At 65.3% G+C, this 13,043-nt stretch carries 13 protein-coding genes; 6 read left to right on the forward strand and 7 right to left on the reverse strand.

Annotated features, from left to right (window positions below; translation table 11 throughout):
* Positions 1-23 precede the first annotated feature (23 nt).
* Positions 24-176 carry a DUF3149 domain-containing protein gene (locus tag ACS13N_RS03385; protein ID WP_438930354.1) on the forward strand — a complete coding sequence of 51 codons (153 nt, stop codon included), beginning with the start codon at positions 24-26 and terminating at the stop codon, positions 174-176.
* 103 nt (positions 177-279) lie between these two features.
* Here ACS13N_RS03385 and upp read toward each other — a convergent pair whose 3' ends face one another.
* Both upp and ACS13N_RS03395 read right to left on the reverse strand, forming a co-directional pair.
* Entirely contained in the window at positions 280-930 is a 651-nt protein-coding gene (gene upp / locus ACS13N_RS03390; protein WP_438930355.1) for a uracil phosphoribosyltransferase, read from the reverse strand.
* 73 nt (positions 931-1,003) lie between these two features.
* Complete coding sequence (locus ACS13N_RS03395; protein ID WP_438930356.1) at positions 1,004-2,485, reverse strand: NCS1 family nucleobase:cation symporter-1; 1,482 nt, start codon at positions 2,483-2,485, stop codon at positions 1,004-1,006.
* Positions 2,486-2,669: 184 nt separating this feature from the next.
* On the opposite strand from ACS13N_RS03395, the gene ACS13N_RS03400 reads away from it, so the two are divergent.
* From ACS13N_RS03400 to ACS13N_RS03415, 4 genes are read left to right on the forward strand one after another with little or no spacing between them, the layout of a single operon-like run.
* A complete protein-coding gene (locus tag ACS13N_RS03400; protein ID WP_438930357.1) occupies positions 2,670-3,608 on the forward strand; it encodes a DMT family transporter in 939 nt (312 codons plus the stop codon).
* A 22-nt stretch (positions 3,609-3,630) separates the two neighbouring features.
* Positions 3,631-4,422 carry an SDR family oxidoreductase gene (locus tag ACS13N_RS03405; RefSeq protein ID WP_438930358.1) on the forward strand — a complete coding sequence of 264 codons (792 nt, stop codon included), beginning with the start codon at positions 3,631-3,633 and terminating at the stop codon, positions 4,420-4,422.
* 9 nt (positions 4,423-4,431) lie between these two features.
* A complete protein-coding gene (locus ACS13N_RS03410) occupies positions 4,432-4,863 on the forward strand; it encodes a methylglyoxal synthase (protein WP_438930359.1) in 432 nt (143 codons plus the stop codon).
* On the forward strand, positions 4,860-5,834 hold the full coding sequence (locus ACS13N_RS03415; RefSeq protein WP_438930360.1) for a quinone oxidoreductase family protein: 975 nt from the start codon (positions 4,860-4,862) through the stop codon (positions 5,832-5,834). Before ACS13N_RS03410 ends, ACS13N_RS03415 begins: the two co-directional genes overlap by 4 nt.
* Before the next feature lie 9 nt (positions 5,835-5,843).
* Here the strand turns inward: ACS13N_RS03415 and ACS13N_RS03420 are convergent, their stop codons facing one another.
* The 5 genes from ACS13N_RS03420 to ACS13N_RS03440 form a co-directional block, all read right to left on the reverse strand.
* A complete protein-coding gene (locus tag ACS13N_RS03420; protein WP_438930361.1) occupies positions 5,844-6,152 on the reverse strand; it encodes a YkvA family protein in 309 nt (102 codons plus the stop codon).
* Positions 6,153-6,318: 166 nt separating this feature from the next.
* Positions 6,319-7,476, reverse strand: coding sequence for a BMP family ABC transporter substrate-binding protein (locus tag ACS13N_RS03425; protein WP_438930362.1), 1,158 nt, complete (start codon positions 7,474-7,476; stop codon positions 6,319-6,321).
* Positions 7,477-7,547: 71 nt separating this feature from the next.
* Positions 7,548-8,468 carry an ABC transporter permease gene (locus ACS13N_RS03430; protein WP_438930363.1) on the reverse strand — a complete coding sequence of 307 codons (921 nt, stop codon included), beginning with the start codon at positions 8,466-8,468 and terminating at the stop codon, positions 7,548-7,550.
* Between the two features lie 22 nt (positions 8,469-8,490).
* Entirely contained in the window at positions 8,491-9,600 is a 1,110-nt protein-coding gene (locus tag ACS13N_RS03435; protein ID WP_438930364.1) for an ABC transporter permease, read from the reverse strand.
* The gene (locus tag ACS13N_RS03440; RefSeq protein WP_438930606.1) at positions 9,593-11,107 is read right to left on the reverse strand and encodes an ABC transporter ATP-binding protein; all 1,515 of its coding nucleotides are present in this window, start codon (positions 11,105-11,107) and stop codon (positions 9,593-9,595) included. The genes ACS13N_RS03435 and ACS13N_RS03440 overlap by 8 nt, the downstream gene beginning before the upstream one ends.
* Positions 11,108-11,617: 510 nt before the next feature.
* Here ACS13N_RS03440 and ACS13N_RS03445 point away from each other — a divergent pair.
* A complete protein-coding gene (locus ACS13N_RS03445) occupies positions 11,618-12,832 on the forward strand; it encodes a multidrug effflux MFS transporter (protein WP_438930365.1) in 1,215 nt (404 codons plus the stop codon).
* The last annotated feature ends 211 nt before the right edge of the window (positions 12,833-13,043 follow it).

The following is a 13,043-nucleotide window of genomic DNA, read 5'->3' on the forward strand; positions in this document are numbered from 1 at the left end:
CCTCAATCCGGGAGATCTGGCATATGACCGCACTCAAAATCTTGTTCACGACCGATACCGGCCTGGCGAGCCTCGCCGTCATCGGCTTTCTCATCGGCATGGGCGCGTTTTTCTGGCGCCTTTTCGTGCGCAAGATGCGCGAAGAAGAGCGCGCCGCCAGGCAGCGCCAAGCCTGATCAGTGCCGCCACCGGCTCCCCCGCCACTTCGCAGCCATCGCGTGCACCAAAGCAAACAGCCGGCAATGCCGGCTGTTTTTGTTTGCGTACAACGCAGTGCGATCAGTTCTTCGTGCCGAACAGGCGGTCGCCCGCATCGCCCAAGCCGGGGATGATGTAGGCGTGCTCGTCCAGGTGCGAATCGAGCGACGCCACGAACAGCTTCACGCCCGGATGCGCCTTCTGGAACACCTCCACGCCTTCCGGTGCGGCGACGAGCGCCAGGAAGAGGATGTTCTCATCAGGTACACCGCGTTTCTTCATCACGTCGATCGCGTGTACGGCCGAGTAGCCGGTGGCGACCATCGGATCGCACAGGATGAAGGTGCGGTCTTCCAGATCCGGCAGGCGCACGAGATATTCCACCGGGCGATGGTGTTCGTCGCGGTACACGCCGATGTGGCCGATGCGCGCTGACGGGATCAACTCCACCAGCCCGTCGCTCATGCCCACGCCTGCGCGCAGCACCGGCACCACGGCCAGCTTGCGGCCGGCGATGACGGGGGCGTCCATCGGGCCCATCGGCGTGTCGATGTGGCGGTTGGTCAGCGGCAGGTTGCGCGTGATCTCGTAGCCCATCAGTAGCGTGATCTCACGCAGCAGCTCGCGGAACGTGCGCGTGGACGTGTCCTTGTCGCGCATGTGCGTCAGCTTGTGCTGGATCAGCGGGTGATTGAGGATGAACAGGTTCGGAAAGCGCGGATCTTGTTTCATGGCGGACAGCGAGGGATTCGGTAGTGGGGCGCATTGTACCGGCGCGCCCCTTGAGCCGATGGTCAGGTAAAGCTTAACGGCGGCCGCGCATGAGGACGATGTACACCACGGCCGAAATCGCCAGCCCCACGAACCACGCATACGTGTACAGCGCCTCAAACACGTCCGGCACGCTGGCCACGAAGCCCGCCTGCTTGAAGAAGCCCGGCAGGTTCGGCAGCACGCCAATGATGAGCGCGACGATGGCGCGGCCGTTCCAGCCGTTGCCGTAGCCGTAGGGGCCGTCCACGCGGAACAGCTCACCGGTCTTGAGCACGGTGCGGCGCACCAGGAAGTAGTCGACCATCATGATGCCGGCCACCGGGCCCAGCAGCGCGCCATAGCCGACCAGCCACGTGAAGATGTAGCCCTTGGTTGTCTCCAGGATCTTCCACGGCATCATCGCCAGGCCGATGCCCGCCGTGATGTAGCCGCCGATGCGGAACGAGATGCGATGCGGCGCGAGGTTCGAGAAGTCATATGCCGGCGACACCACGTTGGCGGCGATGTTCGTCATCAGCGTGGCGGTGATCAGCGCCAGCAGCGCGACGATGACCGACGGCCCCGTCATCTTGCCGGCCAGCGTGACCGGGTCCCAGATGGCCTGGCCGTAGATGACCACGGTAGACGACGTAACGAGCACCGCCACCAGCGCCAGCAGCCCCATCGGCAGCGGCAAGCCGATGGCCTGGCCGACGAGCTGATCGCGCTGGCTGCGCGCGAAGCGGGTGAAGTCGGGAATGTTCAGCGCCAGCGTGGCCCAGTAACCGACCATGGCGGTCAGCGAAGGCCAGAAGAAGCCCCAGAACTCGCCGGCACGCTTGCCGCCTTCCGCAAATGCCGACGGCGCCGACAGCATCGGGCCAAAGCCGCCCGCATTGACGTAGGCCCACCAGACCAGGCCCAGCGCCGCCAGAATCAACAGCGGCGTGGCCAGCGCCTGGAAGCGCTTGATCGATTCCAGGCCCTTGGTGATCAGCCAGATGTGCAGCGCCCAGAACAGCAGGAAGCAGAACGCTTGGCCGGGGTTGATGCCCAGGCCGGGAATGTTGCTGCCCACCAGCATGTTGTCGGTGACGACGTTCAGGATCGTGTAGATGGCCTGGCTGCCCAGCCACGTCTGGATGCCGAACCAGCCGCACGCCACGATGGCCCGCAGGATGGCCGGCAGTTGCGCACCGCGCACGCCGAACGATGCCCGCACGAGCACGGGGAAGGGGATGCCGTACTTGGTGCCCGCGTGGCCCACCAGCACCATCGGCACGAGCACGATCAGGTTGCCCAGGAACACCGTCAGCACGGCCTGCCACCAGTTCATGCCCTCGCTCATCAGACCCGAGGCCAGCATGTAGGCCGGCACCGATACCACCATCGATATCCACAGTGCGGCGTAGTTGGTGGCTGTCCAGGTGCGGGCGGCCTGCGGGGTGGGGTTGAGGTCCTCGTTCCAGAGGGTCGGGTCGGGTGTGCCGGTGGTGACGCCCGCGGAGAAGGCGGGGGAGGTGGCTTGGCTCATTTCGATGTGGAATCCGTTGTCGTTGTAGATATTCGGAATGCAGGCGCGATTGTACGGCGGTCCGGGGTGCGCCCAAGCGAAAGCCGTGCCACGTGCAGCGCACCTGTCGTCGGAACGTTTTGTTGAATTCCAATACAATCGACGGCGCCCTCCAACACGTCCTGCGCCTCTCTCGCGCTCCGTTGTGACCACCGCGTCTTCTGCGTCTTCCAACTCCGCACGAACCACCGACACCGGCGGCCTGCTGCTTGCCTCGGTGGGCGCCGTCCTGTTCTCTGCCAAGGCCATCGTTGCCAAGCTGATGTACCGCTATCAGGTGGATGCCGTCATGGTCATCACCCTGCGGATGCTGCTGGCCGCGCCGCTGTTCATGGCGATGGGGTGGTGGCAGTCGCGACGCGCGGCGCCGTTGGCTCCGTCGGATCGCTGGCGCATTGTTGGCCTGGGCATCATCGGCTACTACCTCTCCAGCTTTCTCGACTTCCTGGGCCTGCAATACATCACGGCGGGGCTGGAGCGGCTGATTCTGTTCCTCACGCCGTCGTTCGTGCTGCTGATTACGTCGACGGTGTTCAAGCGCCGCATCACCGGCTTGCAATGGGTGTCTCTGGCGTTGGCATACGCGGGCATCGTGTTGGTGTTCGCGCACGACCTGAACCTGGGCGGCAACAACGTGTGGCTGGGCGGCGGGTTGGTACTCGCCAGCGCCATCAGCTACGGTATCTATCTGCTGGCCAGCGGTGAGCTGGTCAAGCGCGTGGGGTCGATGCGGCTGGTGGCCTATGCCATGTGTGTGTCTACCGTGGCCTGCATCATTCAATTTCTGGTGCTGCGGCCGGTGTCGGCGCTGGTGCTGCCTTGGCAGGTGTACGGACTGTCGGCCATCAATTCAGTGTTCTGTACGGTGGCGCCGGTTACGCTCACGATGATGGCGGTGGCGCGTGTGGGCGCGCCGGTGGCGTCGCAGGCGGGCATGATCGGACCGATGTCGACGCTATTGCTGGGCTGGTGGCTGCTGGGTGAGCCGATCACGGTGTGGCAGATCGCTGGCAGCGCGCTGGTGCTGGCCGGCATGGCGCTGCTGTCGCGTGATGCCAGCCGACTGAGCAGCCAATCCAAATAACGATCACAAGGAGTCAGACAGGATGGACCTGGGACTGAAGGGCAAGCGCGCATTGGTATGCGGCGCGAGCAAGGGATTGGGCTTCGCCTGCGCTGATGCGCTGGCGGCAGAGGGTGTGGATGTCGTGATCGTCGCCCGTGGCGCTGAAGCACTGCTGGCAGCAGCCGAGCGTATTCGCAGCGCACATGGTGTCCGCGTTGAAGCGGTCGCCACCGACATCACCACGCCGGAAGGCCGGGCCGAAGCACTGCTTGCCTGCGAGCGCCTGGGCGGCTCGCCCGACATCCTCGTCAACAACGCGGGCGGTCCGCCGCCGGGCAATTTCCGCGACTGGGATCGTGATGCGTGGAATGCCGCGCTCAACGCCAACATGCTCACACCCATCGACCTGATCAAGGCAACTGTCGACCAGATGATCGAGCGCCGCTGGGGCCGCATCATCAACGTCACCAGCGGTGCGGTGAAGGCGCCGATTGATGTGCTGGGATTGTCCAACGGCGCGCGCTCGGGCCTGACCGGCTTTGTGGCAGGTCTCGCGCGCGAGGTGGCCAAGCACGGCGTGACTGTCAACAACTTGCTGCCTGGCCAGTTCGAGACCGACCGTCTGACCAAAACGCTGGAGGCTGGCGCCAAAGCGTCCGGCATCAGCGCAGAAGACAACTTTGACCGCAAGCGCCAGGGCAACCCAGCGCGGCGGTTCGGCCAGCCGGCCGAATTCGGCGCCGTATGCGCCTTCCTCTGCAGCCAGCACGCGGGTTACCTGAACGCGCAGAACATCCTGCTGGATGGCGGCGCTTTCCCAGGCACTTTCTAAGCCCAGACCATGACCACCATTACGCCCGAAGGCGCAGCGAAAAAGCGCCGCATTGCCCTGATCGCGCACGACCACAAGAAAGACGACATGATCGCCTTTGCGCAGACGCATCAGGCCTACTTGGCGCAATGCGATTTGCTGGCGACCGGCACCACCGGCGGCCGGCTGGAGGCGGAAGTCGGCCTGTCCGTGCAGCGCATGCTGTCCGGCCCGTGGGGCGGCGACCTGCAGATCGGCGCACAGCTTGCCGAAGGCCGCGTCGATGCCGTCATCTTCCTGCGCGATCCGATGACGCCGCAGCCGCACGAACCCGACATCAACGCGCTGGTCCGCGCCTGCGACGTCCACAACATTCCCTGTGCTACCAACCTGGCGACCGCCGATCTGGTGATGTCCGCCCTGCAACTGGTGCAGCCTGACCCGAAGGAGATCCACGCATGACGAAAGCCATCCGCATTTTTGAAACCGGCGGCCCGGAAGTGATGCGGTACGTCGATGTTGACGTGCCCCGGCCCGGCCCCGGCGAGGCCACCATCAACCAGCACGCCATCGGCCTGAACTACATCGACGTGTACTTCCGCACGGGGCTGTATCCGCAGCCGCTGCCGGGCGGCATCGGCATGGAAGCGTCTGGTGTGGTGGAGGCGGTGGGCGAGGGCGTGACCCACGTCAAACCGGGCGACCGTGTTGCCTACGCGGGCCGCCCGACCGGCGCCTACGCCGCCATGCGCACGATGCCGGCCGACATCCTGGTGCGCCTGCCGGACACCATCGATTTCGAAACCGGCGCGGCGATGATGCTGCAGGGCATGACCGCGCAATACCTGATCCGCGACAGCTACCGCGTGCAGCCGGGCGATACGGTGCTGTTCCACGCGGCGGCCGGCGGCGTGGGCCTGATTGCCTGCCAGTGGCTCAAGGCATTGGGCGCCACGGTGATCGGCACCGTTGGCAGCGACGCCAAGGCAGAACTGGCTCGCGCGCACGGCTGCGACCACACCATCGTCTACACGCGCGAGAATTTCACTGAGCGCGTGCGTGAGATCACCGGCGGTAAGGGCGTGCCGGTGGTCTACGACGGTATCGGGAAGGACACGTTTACGGGGTCGCTGGATTGCCTGTCACCGCGCGGCATGATGGTGAGCTATGGCAATGCATCGGGGCCGGTGCCACCGTTCGACATCAGCGTGCTGGGTGCGAAGGGCTCGCTCAAGCTCACGCGCCCGACGCTCATGACGTACACGGCGCGACGCGATCTGCTGGAGCCGATGGCGGCCGACCTGTTCGACGTGGTGGGCAGTGGCAAGGTGAAGATCGAGATCCACCAGCGCTACGAACTGCTGGACGCGGCGCAGGCGCACCGCGATCTGGAAGAGCGCAAGACGACCGGTTCGACGATCCTCTTGCCGTAAGAAGTGGCGTTACCGCCCGCTCGGCCCGGTTGGCGACACTCGACGCCGGGCGGCGGCAAAGCGCGCATCTTCGCGCACGCGTTCGGGCAGGGCGCGTAGCAGAAAGTGCAGGGCCAGCGGGACGAGCACGATGTCGTCCATCCAGCCGATCACCGGGATGAAGTCCGGAATCAGATCAATCGGCGATACCACATAGCCCACCAGCAGCAACGCAGCAGGCGCGAGCCACCACGGTGCGCCCGGATGGCGCAGCGCAAACCACAGCAGGCGCACGTCATTGCGCACTACGCTCCACAGGCGGAAGAGTCGTCCGAACATCGCGGGCTCCTTGATGAAAAGCCGGCGTCACATGAGGTGAATCGACCGGCGGACCATCGTATCAGCTTGGGGAAACGGCCCGGTTTTCAAGATTTGAGCGTCCAACGCCCATGAAAAAAGCCGGCCCTCTCGCGAGGTGCCGGCTTCTTGTTGCAGCGGGGTGGTCTTAGCCCGGAATCTTGCCTTCCACGCCTTCCACGTAGAACTTGATGCCGTGCAGGAAGCCGTCGTCGGCAACCTTGTCGGCGGGCAGGACTTCCTTGCCGGTGTTGTCCTTCAGCGGACCCTTCCAGATCGGAGCCGAGCCGTCGATGATGCCCTTCTTGCGGGTCTCGACCAGCGTCTTCACGTCTTCCGGCACCACGGCGTTGTACGCGCCCAGATCGATCGCGCCTTCCTTCAGGCCCCACCACACGGTTTCCGGTTTCCACTTGTTCTCAAGCACGTCGCCGATGACCTTGGTGTAGTACACGCCCCACTTGTTGATCGAGGCAGCCAGGTGGGCCTTCTCGCCAAACTTGGTCATGTCGCTGTCCCAGCCGAGTGCGTAGACGCCTTTTTCCTGCGCGGTCTGCACGACGGCGGCGGAGTCGGTGTTCTGCATCAGCACGTCGACGCCTTGGCCGATCAGCGTGGTTGCCGCTTCACGCTCCTTGCCCGGATCGAACCACTTGTTGACCCACACCACGCGGGTCGTGGCCTTCGGGTTCACGCTGCGCGCGCCCAGCGTGAACGAGTCGATATTGCGGATCACCTCGGGGATGGGCACCGAACCCACCACGCCCAGCTTGCCCGACTTGCTCAGCTTGCCGGCCACCACGCCTGCCAGGTACGCGCCTTCATACGTGCGCACGTCGTACTGGCCGAGGTTGTCGGCGGTCTTGAAGCCGGTGGCGTGCTCGAACTTCACGTCCGGGAATTCCTTGGCGACCTTGAGCATCGACTCCATGAAACCGAAGCTGGTGCCGAAGATGACCTTGTTGCCTTGCGTGGCGAGGTCGCGGAACACGCGTTCGGCATCGGCGGCGCTCTCGGGCACGCTTTCGACGAAGCTGGTCTTCACCTTGTCGCCGTACTTGGCTTCGACTTCCTTGCGGCCGTCGTCGTGGGCGTGCGTCCAGCCTGCATCGCCCACCGGGCCGACGTAGACGAACGCCACCTTCAGCGGCTCATTGGCCGGTGCCGGTGCGGCAGCAGCCGGGGCCGACGATGCGGCCGGAGCGGCATTGCCGCCCGCGTTGTCGTTGGACTTGCCGCAACCCCAGAGGGTGAGGGCAGCGCCGGCGGCCAGCGCGGCCAGCGTGATCCTGCGGGTAACGTTCATCGATTTCTCCTGTTGTGTGGCTCGTTGACTGTGTTGAAGCTTGAAGCAAAAAAAAGCGGAATGCAGACAGCTTAGGCAGAACCGGGGCGGAACGGCTTGCCCAGCGACGCCGGCATGTTCAGACGGATCCAGTCCGGATTGCGCGAGATGATGGCCAGCACGACGATCGTCGCGGCAAACGGCAGCATCGACAGAATCTGCGACGGCACCGACACGCCGATCCCCTGCAGGTGGAACTGCAGGATTGTCACGCCGCCGAACAGCAGCGCGCCGAACAGGATGCGCATCGGGCGCCAGGTGGCGAAGGTGGTCAACGCGAGGGCGATCCAGCCGCGCCCGGCGACCATGTTCTCGACCCACATCGGCGTGTAGACCAGCGACAGGTACGCGCCCGCCAGCCCGCAGCACGCGCCGCCGAACAGCAGCGCGCCAAAGCGGATGGTGCGCACCGGATAGCCCAGCGCATGCGCAGACTCTGGCGATTCGCCGATCGCGCGCAGCGTCAGGCCCGCGCGTGTCTTGAACAGGAACCACGCGATGGCGCCGCACAGCAGCAGGCTGAAATAGACCATCCAGTGGTGCGCGAACAGGGCAGGGCCCACGAACGGAATCGACTCCAACCCAGGAATGCCGTGCGCCTGCGCCGGCAAAGACATGCCGACAAAGCGCTGGCCCATGAAGGCCGACAGCCCGGTGCCGAAGATCGACAGCGCGAGGCCCGTGGCGACCTGATTCGTCACCAGGACCAGCGCGAGCCAGGCGAACAGGGCGGCCATCACCATGCCGGCAATCGCGCCGGCGGCAAAGCCCAGCAGCGGAATCTGCGTCTGGTAGCCGACCATGAAGCCGACCACGGCGGCCACGAGCATCATGCCCTCGGCGCCCAGGTTGAGCACGCCGGAGCGTTCGTTCATCAAGAGGCCCAATGCAGCCAGCAGCAGCGGGGTGCCGGCGTTGATCGACGCGGCGATCAGGGGAGCAAGACTTTCCATGTTTCTGTTTCTCTCAGCCCGATCAGTGATGTGCGCGCCAGCGCAGGCGGTATTCGATGAGCGTGTCGCAGGCCAGCAGGAAGAACAGCAGCATGCCCTGGAACACCCCGGTAATGGCCGACGGCAACCCCAGGCGCGATTGCGCGAGTTCGCCGCCGATGTAGAACAGCGACATCACGATCGCGCCCAGCACGGTGCCCACCGGATTCAGGCGGCCGACAAAGGCCACCACGATGGCGGCAAAGCCGTAGCCGGGGGAGATGGACGGCAGCAACTGCCCGATCGGGCCCGTTACCTCGAACGCGCCGGCAATGCCTGCCAACCCGCCGGAGATCAACAGCGCCGTCCACAGCGCCTTGCGCGACGAGAAGCCCGCATAGCGCGCCGCCTGCGGTGCCAGCCCGCCCACCTGCAGGCGATAGCCCGCAAAGCTGCGGAACACGAACAGCGTCATCACCGCCGTCATCACCAGCATGAACAGGAAGCCGACGTGCAGGCGCGTACCCGCCATCAGCGTAGGCAACACGAACGCGCTGTCGAACACGATCGACTGCGGGAAGTTCATGCCGTTCGGGTCCTTGAGCGGCCCGTTGACCACGTACAGCAGCAGCAACTGCGCGATGTACGTGAGCATCAGCGAGACGAGGATCTCGTTGGCGTGGAAGCGATCGCGCAGCAGGGCGGTGATTGCCGCCCACAACGCCCCGCCGACCAGCCCCGCGATGATGGCGAGCACCAGTGCAAAGCCGCCCGGGATCGCCGGTGTGGGCGTATCGAAATAGATGATCGTGGCCGCCGCGAAGATGCCGCCGACGATCAGTTGCCCTTCCGCACCGATGTTCCACACGTTGGCGCGGTAGCACACCGACAGCCCCAGCGCACACAGCACCAGCGGCACGGTCTTGAGCAGCACCTCGCCGATCGCGCGCTTGCTGACCAGCGGCTCGACCAGGAACACGCGCAGGCCGGCCACCGGGTCCTTGCCCAGCAGCGCGAACAGCAGCAGGCCGAACGCCATCGTTAGCACCAGCGCGATCAGCGGCGAGGCGTAGGCCATGGTGCGCGACGGAATCGCGCGCAGCTCCAGCGAGATGGGCAGCGCCAGGCGGCTGCCATGCATGACATCAGCCATGGGCCACCTCCGAAGTCGTGGTCAAAGCTGCACCGGTCTTGTCCCACATGCCGCTCATCCACAGGCCGATCTGTTCACGGTCGGTGGCGTGCGTGGGGGTGGAAGGGGAGAGGCGCCCATTGGCGATCACGTGCAGGCGATCGCACAGCGCAAAGAGTTCGTCGAGTTCTTCCGACACGATCAGGATGGCGCAGCCCCCGGCCTTGAGCGCGAGGATTTCGTTGTGGATCTGCGCTGCGGCGCCTACGTCCACGCCCCAGGTGGGTTGCGCGACGATGAGCACGCGCGGCGCGCATTCGATTTCGCGGCCGACGATGAATTTCTGCAGGTTGCCGCCCGACAGGCTCTTGGCCAGGGCGTCCGGCCCGCCGGCCTTCACCCCGAAGCGCTGGATGATCTTGGCGGCCAGCTTGGCGGCGGCGGTCTTGTCGATCAGCCCACCGCGCACTTGCGGCGCCCGCTGGTGCGTCAGCAGCGTGTTGGCAGCAAGCGATAGCGACGGCACCGCGCCGCGACCCAGGCGCTCTTCCGGCACGAACGACAGCCCGCGCTTGCGACGCGCACGTGGGTCCAGCTTGGCGACCGGCTCGGCGCCGATGGAAATGGTTTGCGAAGGAGCACGCGTGTCTTCGCCCGACAGCGCGGCCAGCAACTCCTGTTGGCCGTTGCCCGACACGCCCGCGATGCCGACGATCTCGCCGCTGCGCAATTGCAGCGCGATGTCGCGCAGCTCGGTCGCAAACGCGTGTGCCTTGGGCAGCGACAGACCAGCCACTTCCATGCGCACTTCGCCCGGCGTGGTCTGCGCGCGCAGTTCGCGCGGAGGCTCGCCGCCGATCATCATCCGCGAGAGCGAGGCTGCCGTTTCCTGGCGCGGATCGCACACGCCCGTGACCTTGCCCATGCGCATCACCGTGGCGGTATGGCACAGCGCCTGGATCTCGTCGAGCTTGTGGCTGATGTAGAGGATGCTGGTGCCTTCGGCCGCGAGCTGGCGCAGCGTGACGAAGAGCTTCTCGACGGCTTGCGGTGTCAGCACCGAAGTCGGCTCGTCGAGGATCAGCAGGCGCGGCTTGGTAAGCAGCGCACGCACGATTTCCACGCGTTGGCGTTCGCCCACGGACAGTGTGTGCACATGGCGATGCGGCTCCAGCGGCAGGCCGTACTTGTCGCCGGTGGTGCGCACCTGTTCGGCCACGTCGCGCAGGTCGGTGCCTGTGGGCAGGCCGAGCAGGATGTTCTCGGCCACCGTGAGCGTGTCGAACAGCGAGAAGTGCTGGAACACCATGGCAATGCCCAGCGCGCGCGCCTGATGCGGGTTGGCGATCTCGACGCGCTGGCCGTCGAGCAACATCTCGCCGGCGTCGGGCTGCACGGCGCCGAAGATGATCTTCATCAGCGTCGATTTGCCGGCGCCGTTTTCGCCCAGCACGGCGTGGATCTCGCCCGGCGCGACGGTGAGGCTCACGCCGTCGTTGGCGACCACGCTCGGGTAGCGCTTGGTCATGCCTGTCAGCGACAGGCGCGGTGGGAGTGGTGTCACAACAGATGGGCTCGTGGTTTCGTGCCGCTCACCGCGAGCGCAAGGCTCTGGCGGAGGCGGTCTCTTATGGGCGTTGACGACACTTCACAACAGGCGATGCCGTCGCAGATTCGCGCCGACGCATCGCAGCAATCATCATGGGTTGGTGATGCTTTTCATCAAACATGAATTATATCTTCCGGCGCAACGCCAGATGGCGCGGACGGCGCGTGTGGAGCGTGTTTACACCTGCCTCTCACGAGGGGGGTGAGAGTGCAAATCCCGTGCCGGCCCGATTTGGCCGATTTGCGGTCATCAGCTTGTTATGTCGGGGTATGCAGGTTGCGTGTGTGTCCCCCGTGTGGGGCGGACGGGCCGAGTGGCCGGCGGCATGCACCTACCCGGTGCCTGGGCGCGATCTGTTACTTTGCGCTACAGTTCGCGGTTTGCTTCGGCAGGGATGTCATGTCCACTGCCGCGCTGTGTTTCCCTCCCATGACTGCTCCCGCTCCCGCACGATCCCGCCTGCCCGGTCCGATTCCTGGCTGGCTCCTGCTGCTTGGCATGCTGACTGCCGTTGGCCCGCTGTCGGTCGACATGTATCTGCCGAGCCTGCCGACCATCGCGCGCGACCTGAATACCTCGTCGGCCGCGGCAGGGCTCACGCTGACGGTCTTCCTCATCAGCCTGGCAATCGGCCAACTGATCTACGGCCCGGCCAGCGATCGCTTTGGCCGCAAGCCGCCGCTCTACATCGGCCTGGCGATGTACGTGGCGGCCTCGATCGGCTGCGCGTTTGCCAAGGACGCCACCATGCTGGCCGTGCTGCGCGGCGTGCAGGGCTTTGGCGGTTGCGCAGGCATGGTGATCGCGCGCGCGGCCGTGCGTGACCGCATGGACCCGGCCGGTGCCGCGCAGGCGTATTCCACGCTGATGCTGGTGATGGGCGTGGCGCCCATCCTCGCGCCGATGATCGGCGGGGCGGTACTGCAAGTGGGTTCGTGGCGGATCATCTTTGCGCTGCTGACGACCTTCGGCGTGCTGTCGCTGCTGGCGGTGCACTATCTGATGCGCGAGACCTTGGCCCCGGAGAAAGCCCGCAAGCTGGCGGTCAGCCATGTGCTGCGTGATTACTGGGAGCTGCTGCGCGACCACCACTACGCCGCCTATATGTGGTGCGGCGCGGTGTTCCTGTCGGGCATGTTTGCCTACATCACCGTGTCGTCGTTCGTGCTGATCGACGGCTATGGCCTGTCGCCGTCGCACTACGCCTGGGTATTCGGCAGCAATGCTGCGGGAATGATCGCGGCCTCGCGCGTGAACGTGCGGCTGGTGCGCAAGTATTCGCCGGCACGCGTGCTGCGCCGGGCGCTGTGGATTCCGGTCGTGACCAGCGTGCTGGCGACGGCGGCTGCGGCGGCTGGGTTCACGCCGCTGCCGCTCGTGCTGGTGGCGTTGTTTTGCTACATCGCATCGATCGGCTGCATCTCGCCCAATACAGGCGCGCTGGCGATGGCGGGGCAGGGTGCGCGCGCCGGCACCGGCTCGGCGCTGATGGGTGCCATGCAGTTCGGCCTGGGCATGGTGACGGGCACGGTGGTCGCGGCCATCGGTCAGAGCGCGCTGCCGCTGCTGGGCATGATGGCCATCTGTGCCGTCGGGGCGCTTATCCTGGGGCTGCGCGCCACGCGCGAAGTGTCCGGCGCCTGATTCCCGCGATTCCCACTATGCATCTACGCCTCTTGATCTAGAGGCGTCTTCATCCTTTCATATGACTTTGGCATAACATGCCAGTCACGCTGATCGTGTCCGACGCCTATCATGAGGGCACCGGACCACGATCAGACGCGACCGGGCCCTGCGCGTCTAAGGGTTACTTCTTATACAGAATTTATCAACGTTTTATTAACGTATCGCTTTC

The sequence above is a fragment of the Ralstonia sp. 24A2 genome (genome assembly GCF_051783885.1).
Classification (GTDB): Bacteria; Pseudomonadota; Gammaproteobacteria; order Burkholderiales; family Burkholderiaceae; genus Ralstonia.

Bases quoted from the DNA above. Each gene is read 5' to 3' on its own strand.
- ACS13N_RS03420 (WP_438930361.1), bottom strand. From the start codon at position 6,152: ATGTTCGGACGACTCTTCCGCCTGTGGAGCGTAGTGCGCAATGACGTG.
- ACS13N_RS03440 (WP_438930606.1), bottom strand. From the start codon at position 11,107: ATGACCAAGCGCTACCCGAGCGTGGTCGCCAACGACGGCGTGAGCCTC.
- ACS13N_RS03395 (WP_438930356.1), bottom strand. From the start codon at position 2,485: ATGAGCCAAGCCACCTCCCCCGCCTTCTCCGCGGGCGTCACCACCGGC.
- ACS13N_RS03405 (WP_438930358.1), top strand. From the start codon at position 3,631: ATGGACCTGGGACTGAAGGGCAAGCGCGCATTGGTATGCGGCGCGAGC.
- upp (WP_438930355.1), bottom strand. From the start codon at position 930: ATGAAACAAGATCCGCGCTTTCCGAACCTGTTCATCCTCAATCACCCG.
- ACS13N_RS03410 (WP_438930359.1), top strand. From the start codon at position 4,432: ATGACCACCATTACGCCCGAAGGCGCAGCGAAAAAGCGCCGCATTGCC.
- ACS13N_RS03415 (WP_438930360.1), top strand. From the start codon at position 4,860: ATGACGAAAGCCATCCGCATTTTTGAAACCGGCGGCCCGGAAGTGATG.
- ACS13N_RS03445 (WP_438930365.1), top strand. From the start codon at position 11,618: ATGACTGCTCCCGCTCCCGCACGATCCCGCCTGCCCGGTCCGATTCCT.
- ACS13N_RS03435 (WP_438930364.1), bottom strand. From the start codon at position 9,600: ATGGCTGATGTCATGCATGGCAGCCGCCTGGCGCTGCCCATCTCGCTG.
- ACS13N_RS03430 (WP_438930363.1), bottom strand. From the start codon at position 8,468: ATGGAAAGTCTTGCTCCCCTGATCGCCGCGTCGATCAACGCCGGCACC.
- ACS13N_RS03425 (WP_438930362.1), bottom strand. From the start codon at position 7,476: ATGAACGTTACCCGCAGGATCACGCTGGCCGCGCTGGCCGCCGGCGCT.
- ACS13N_RS03385 (WP_438930354.1), top strand. From the start codon at position 24: ATGACCGCACTCAAAATCTTGTTCACGACCGATACCGGCCTGGCGAGC.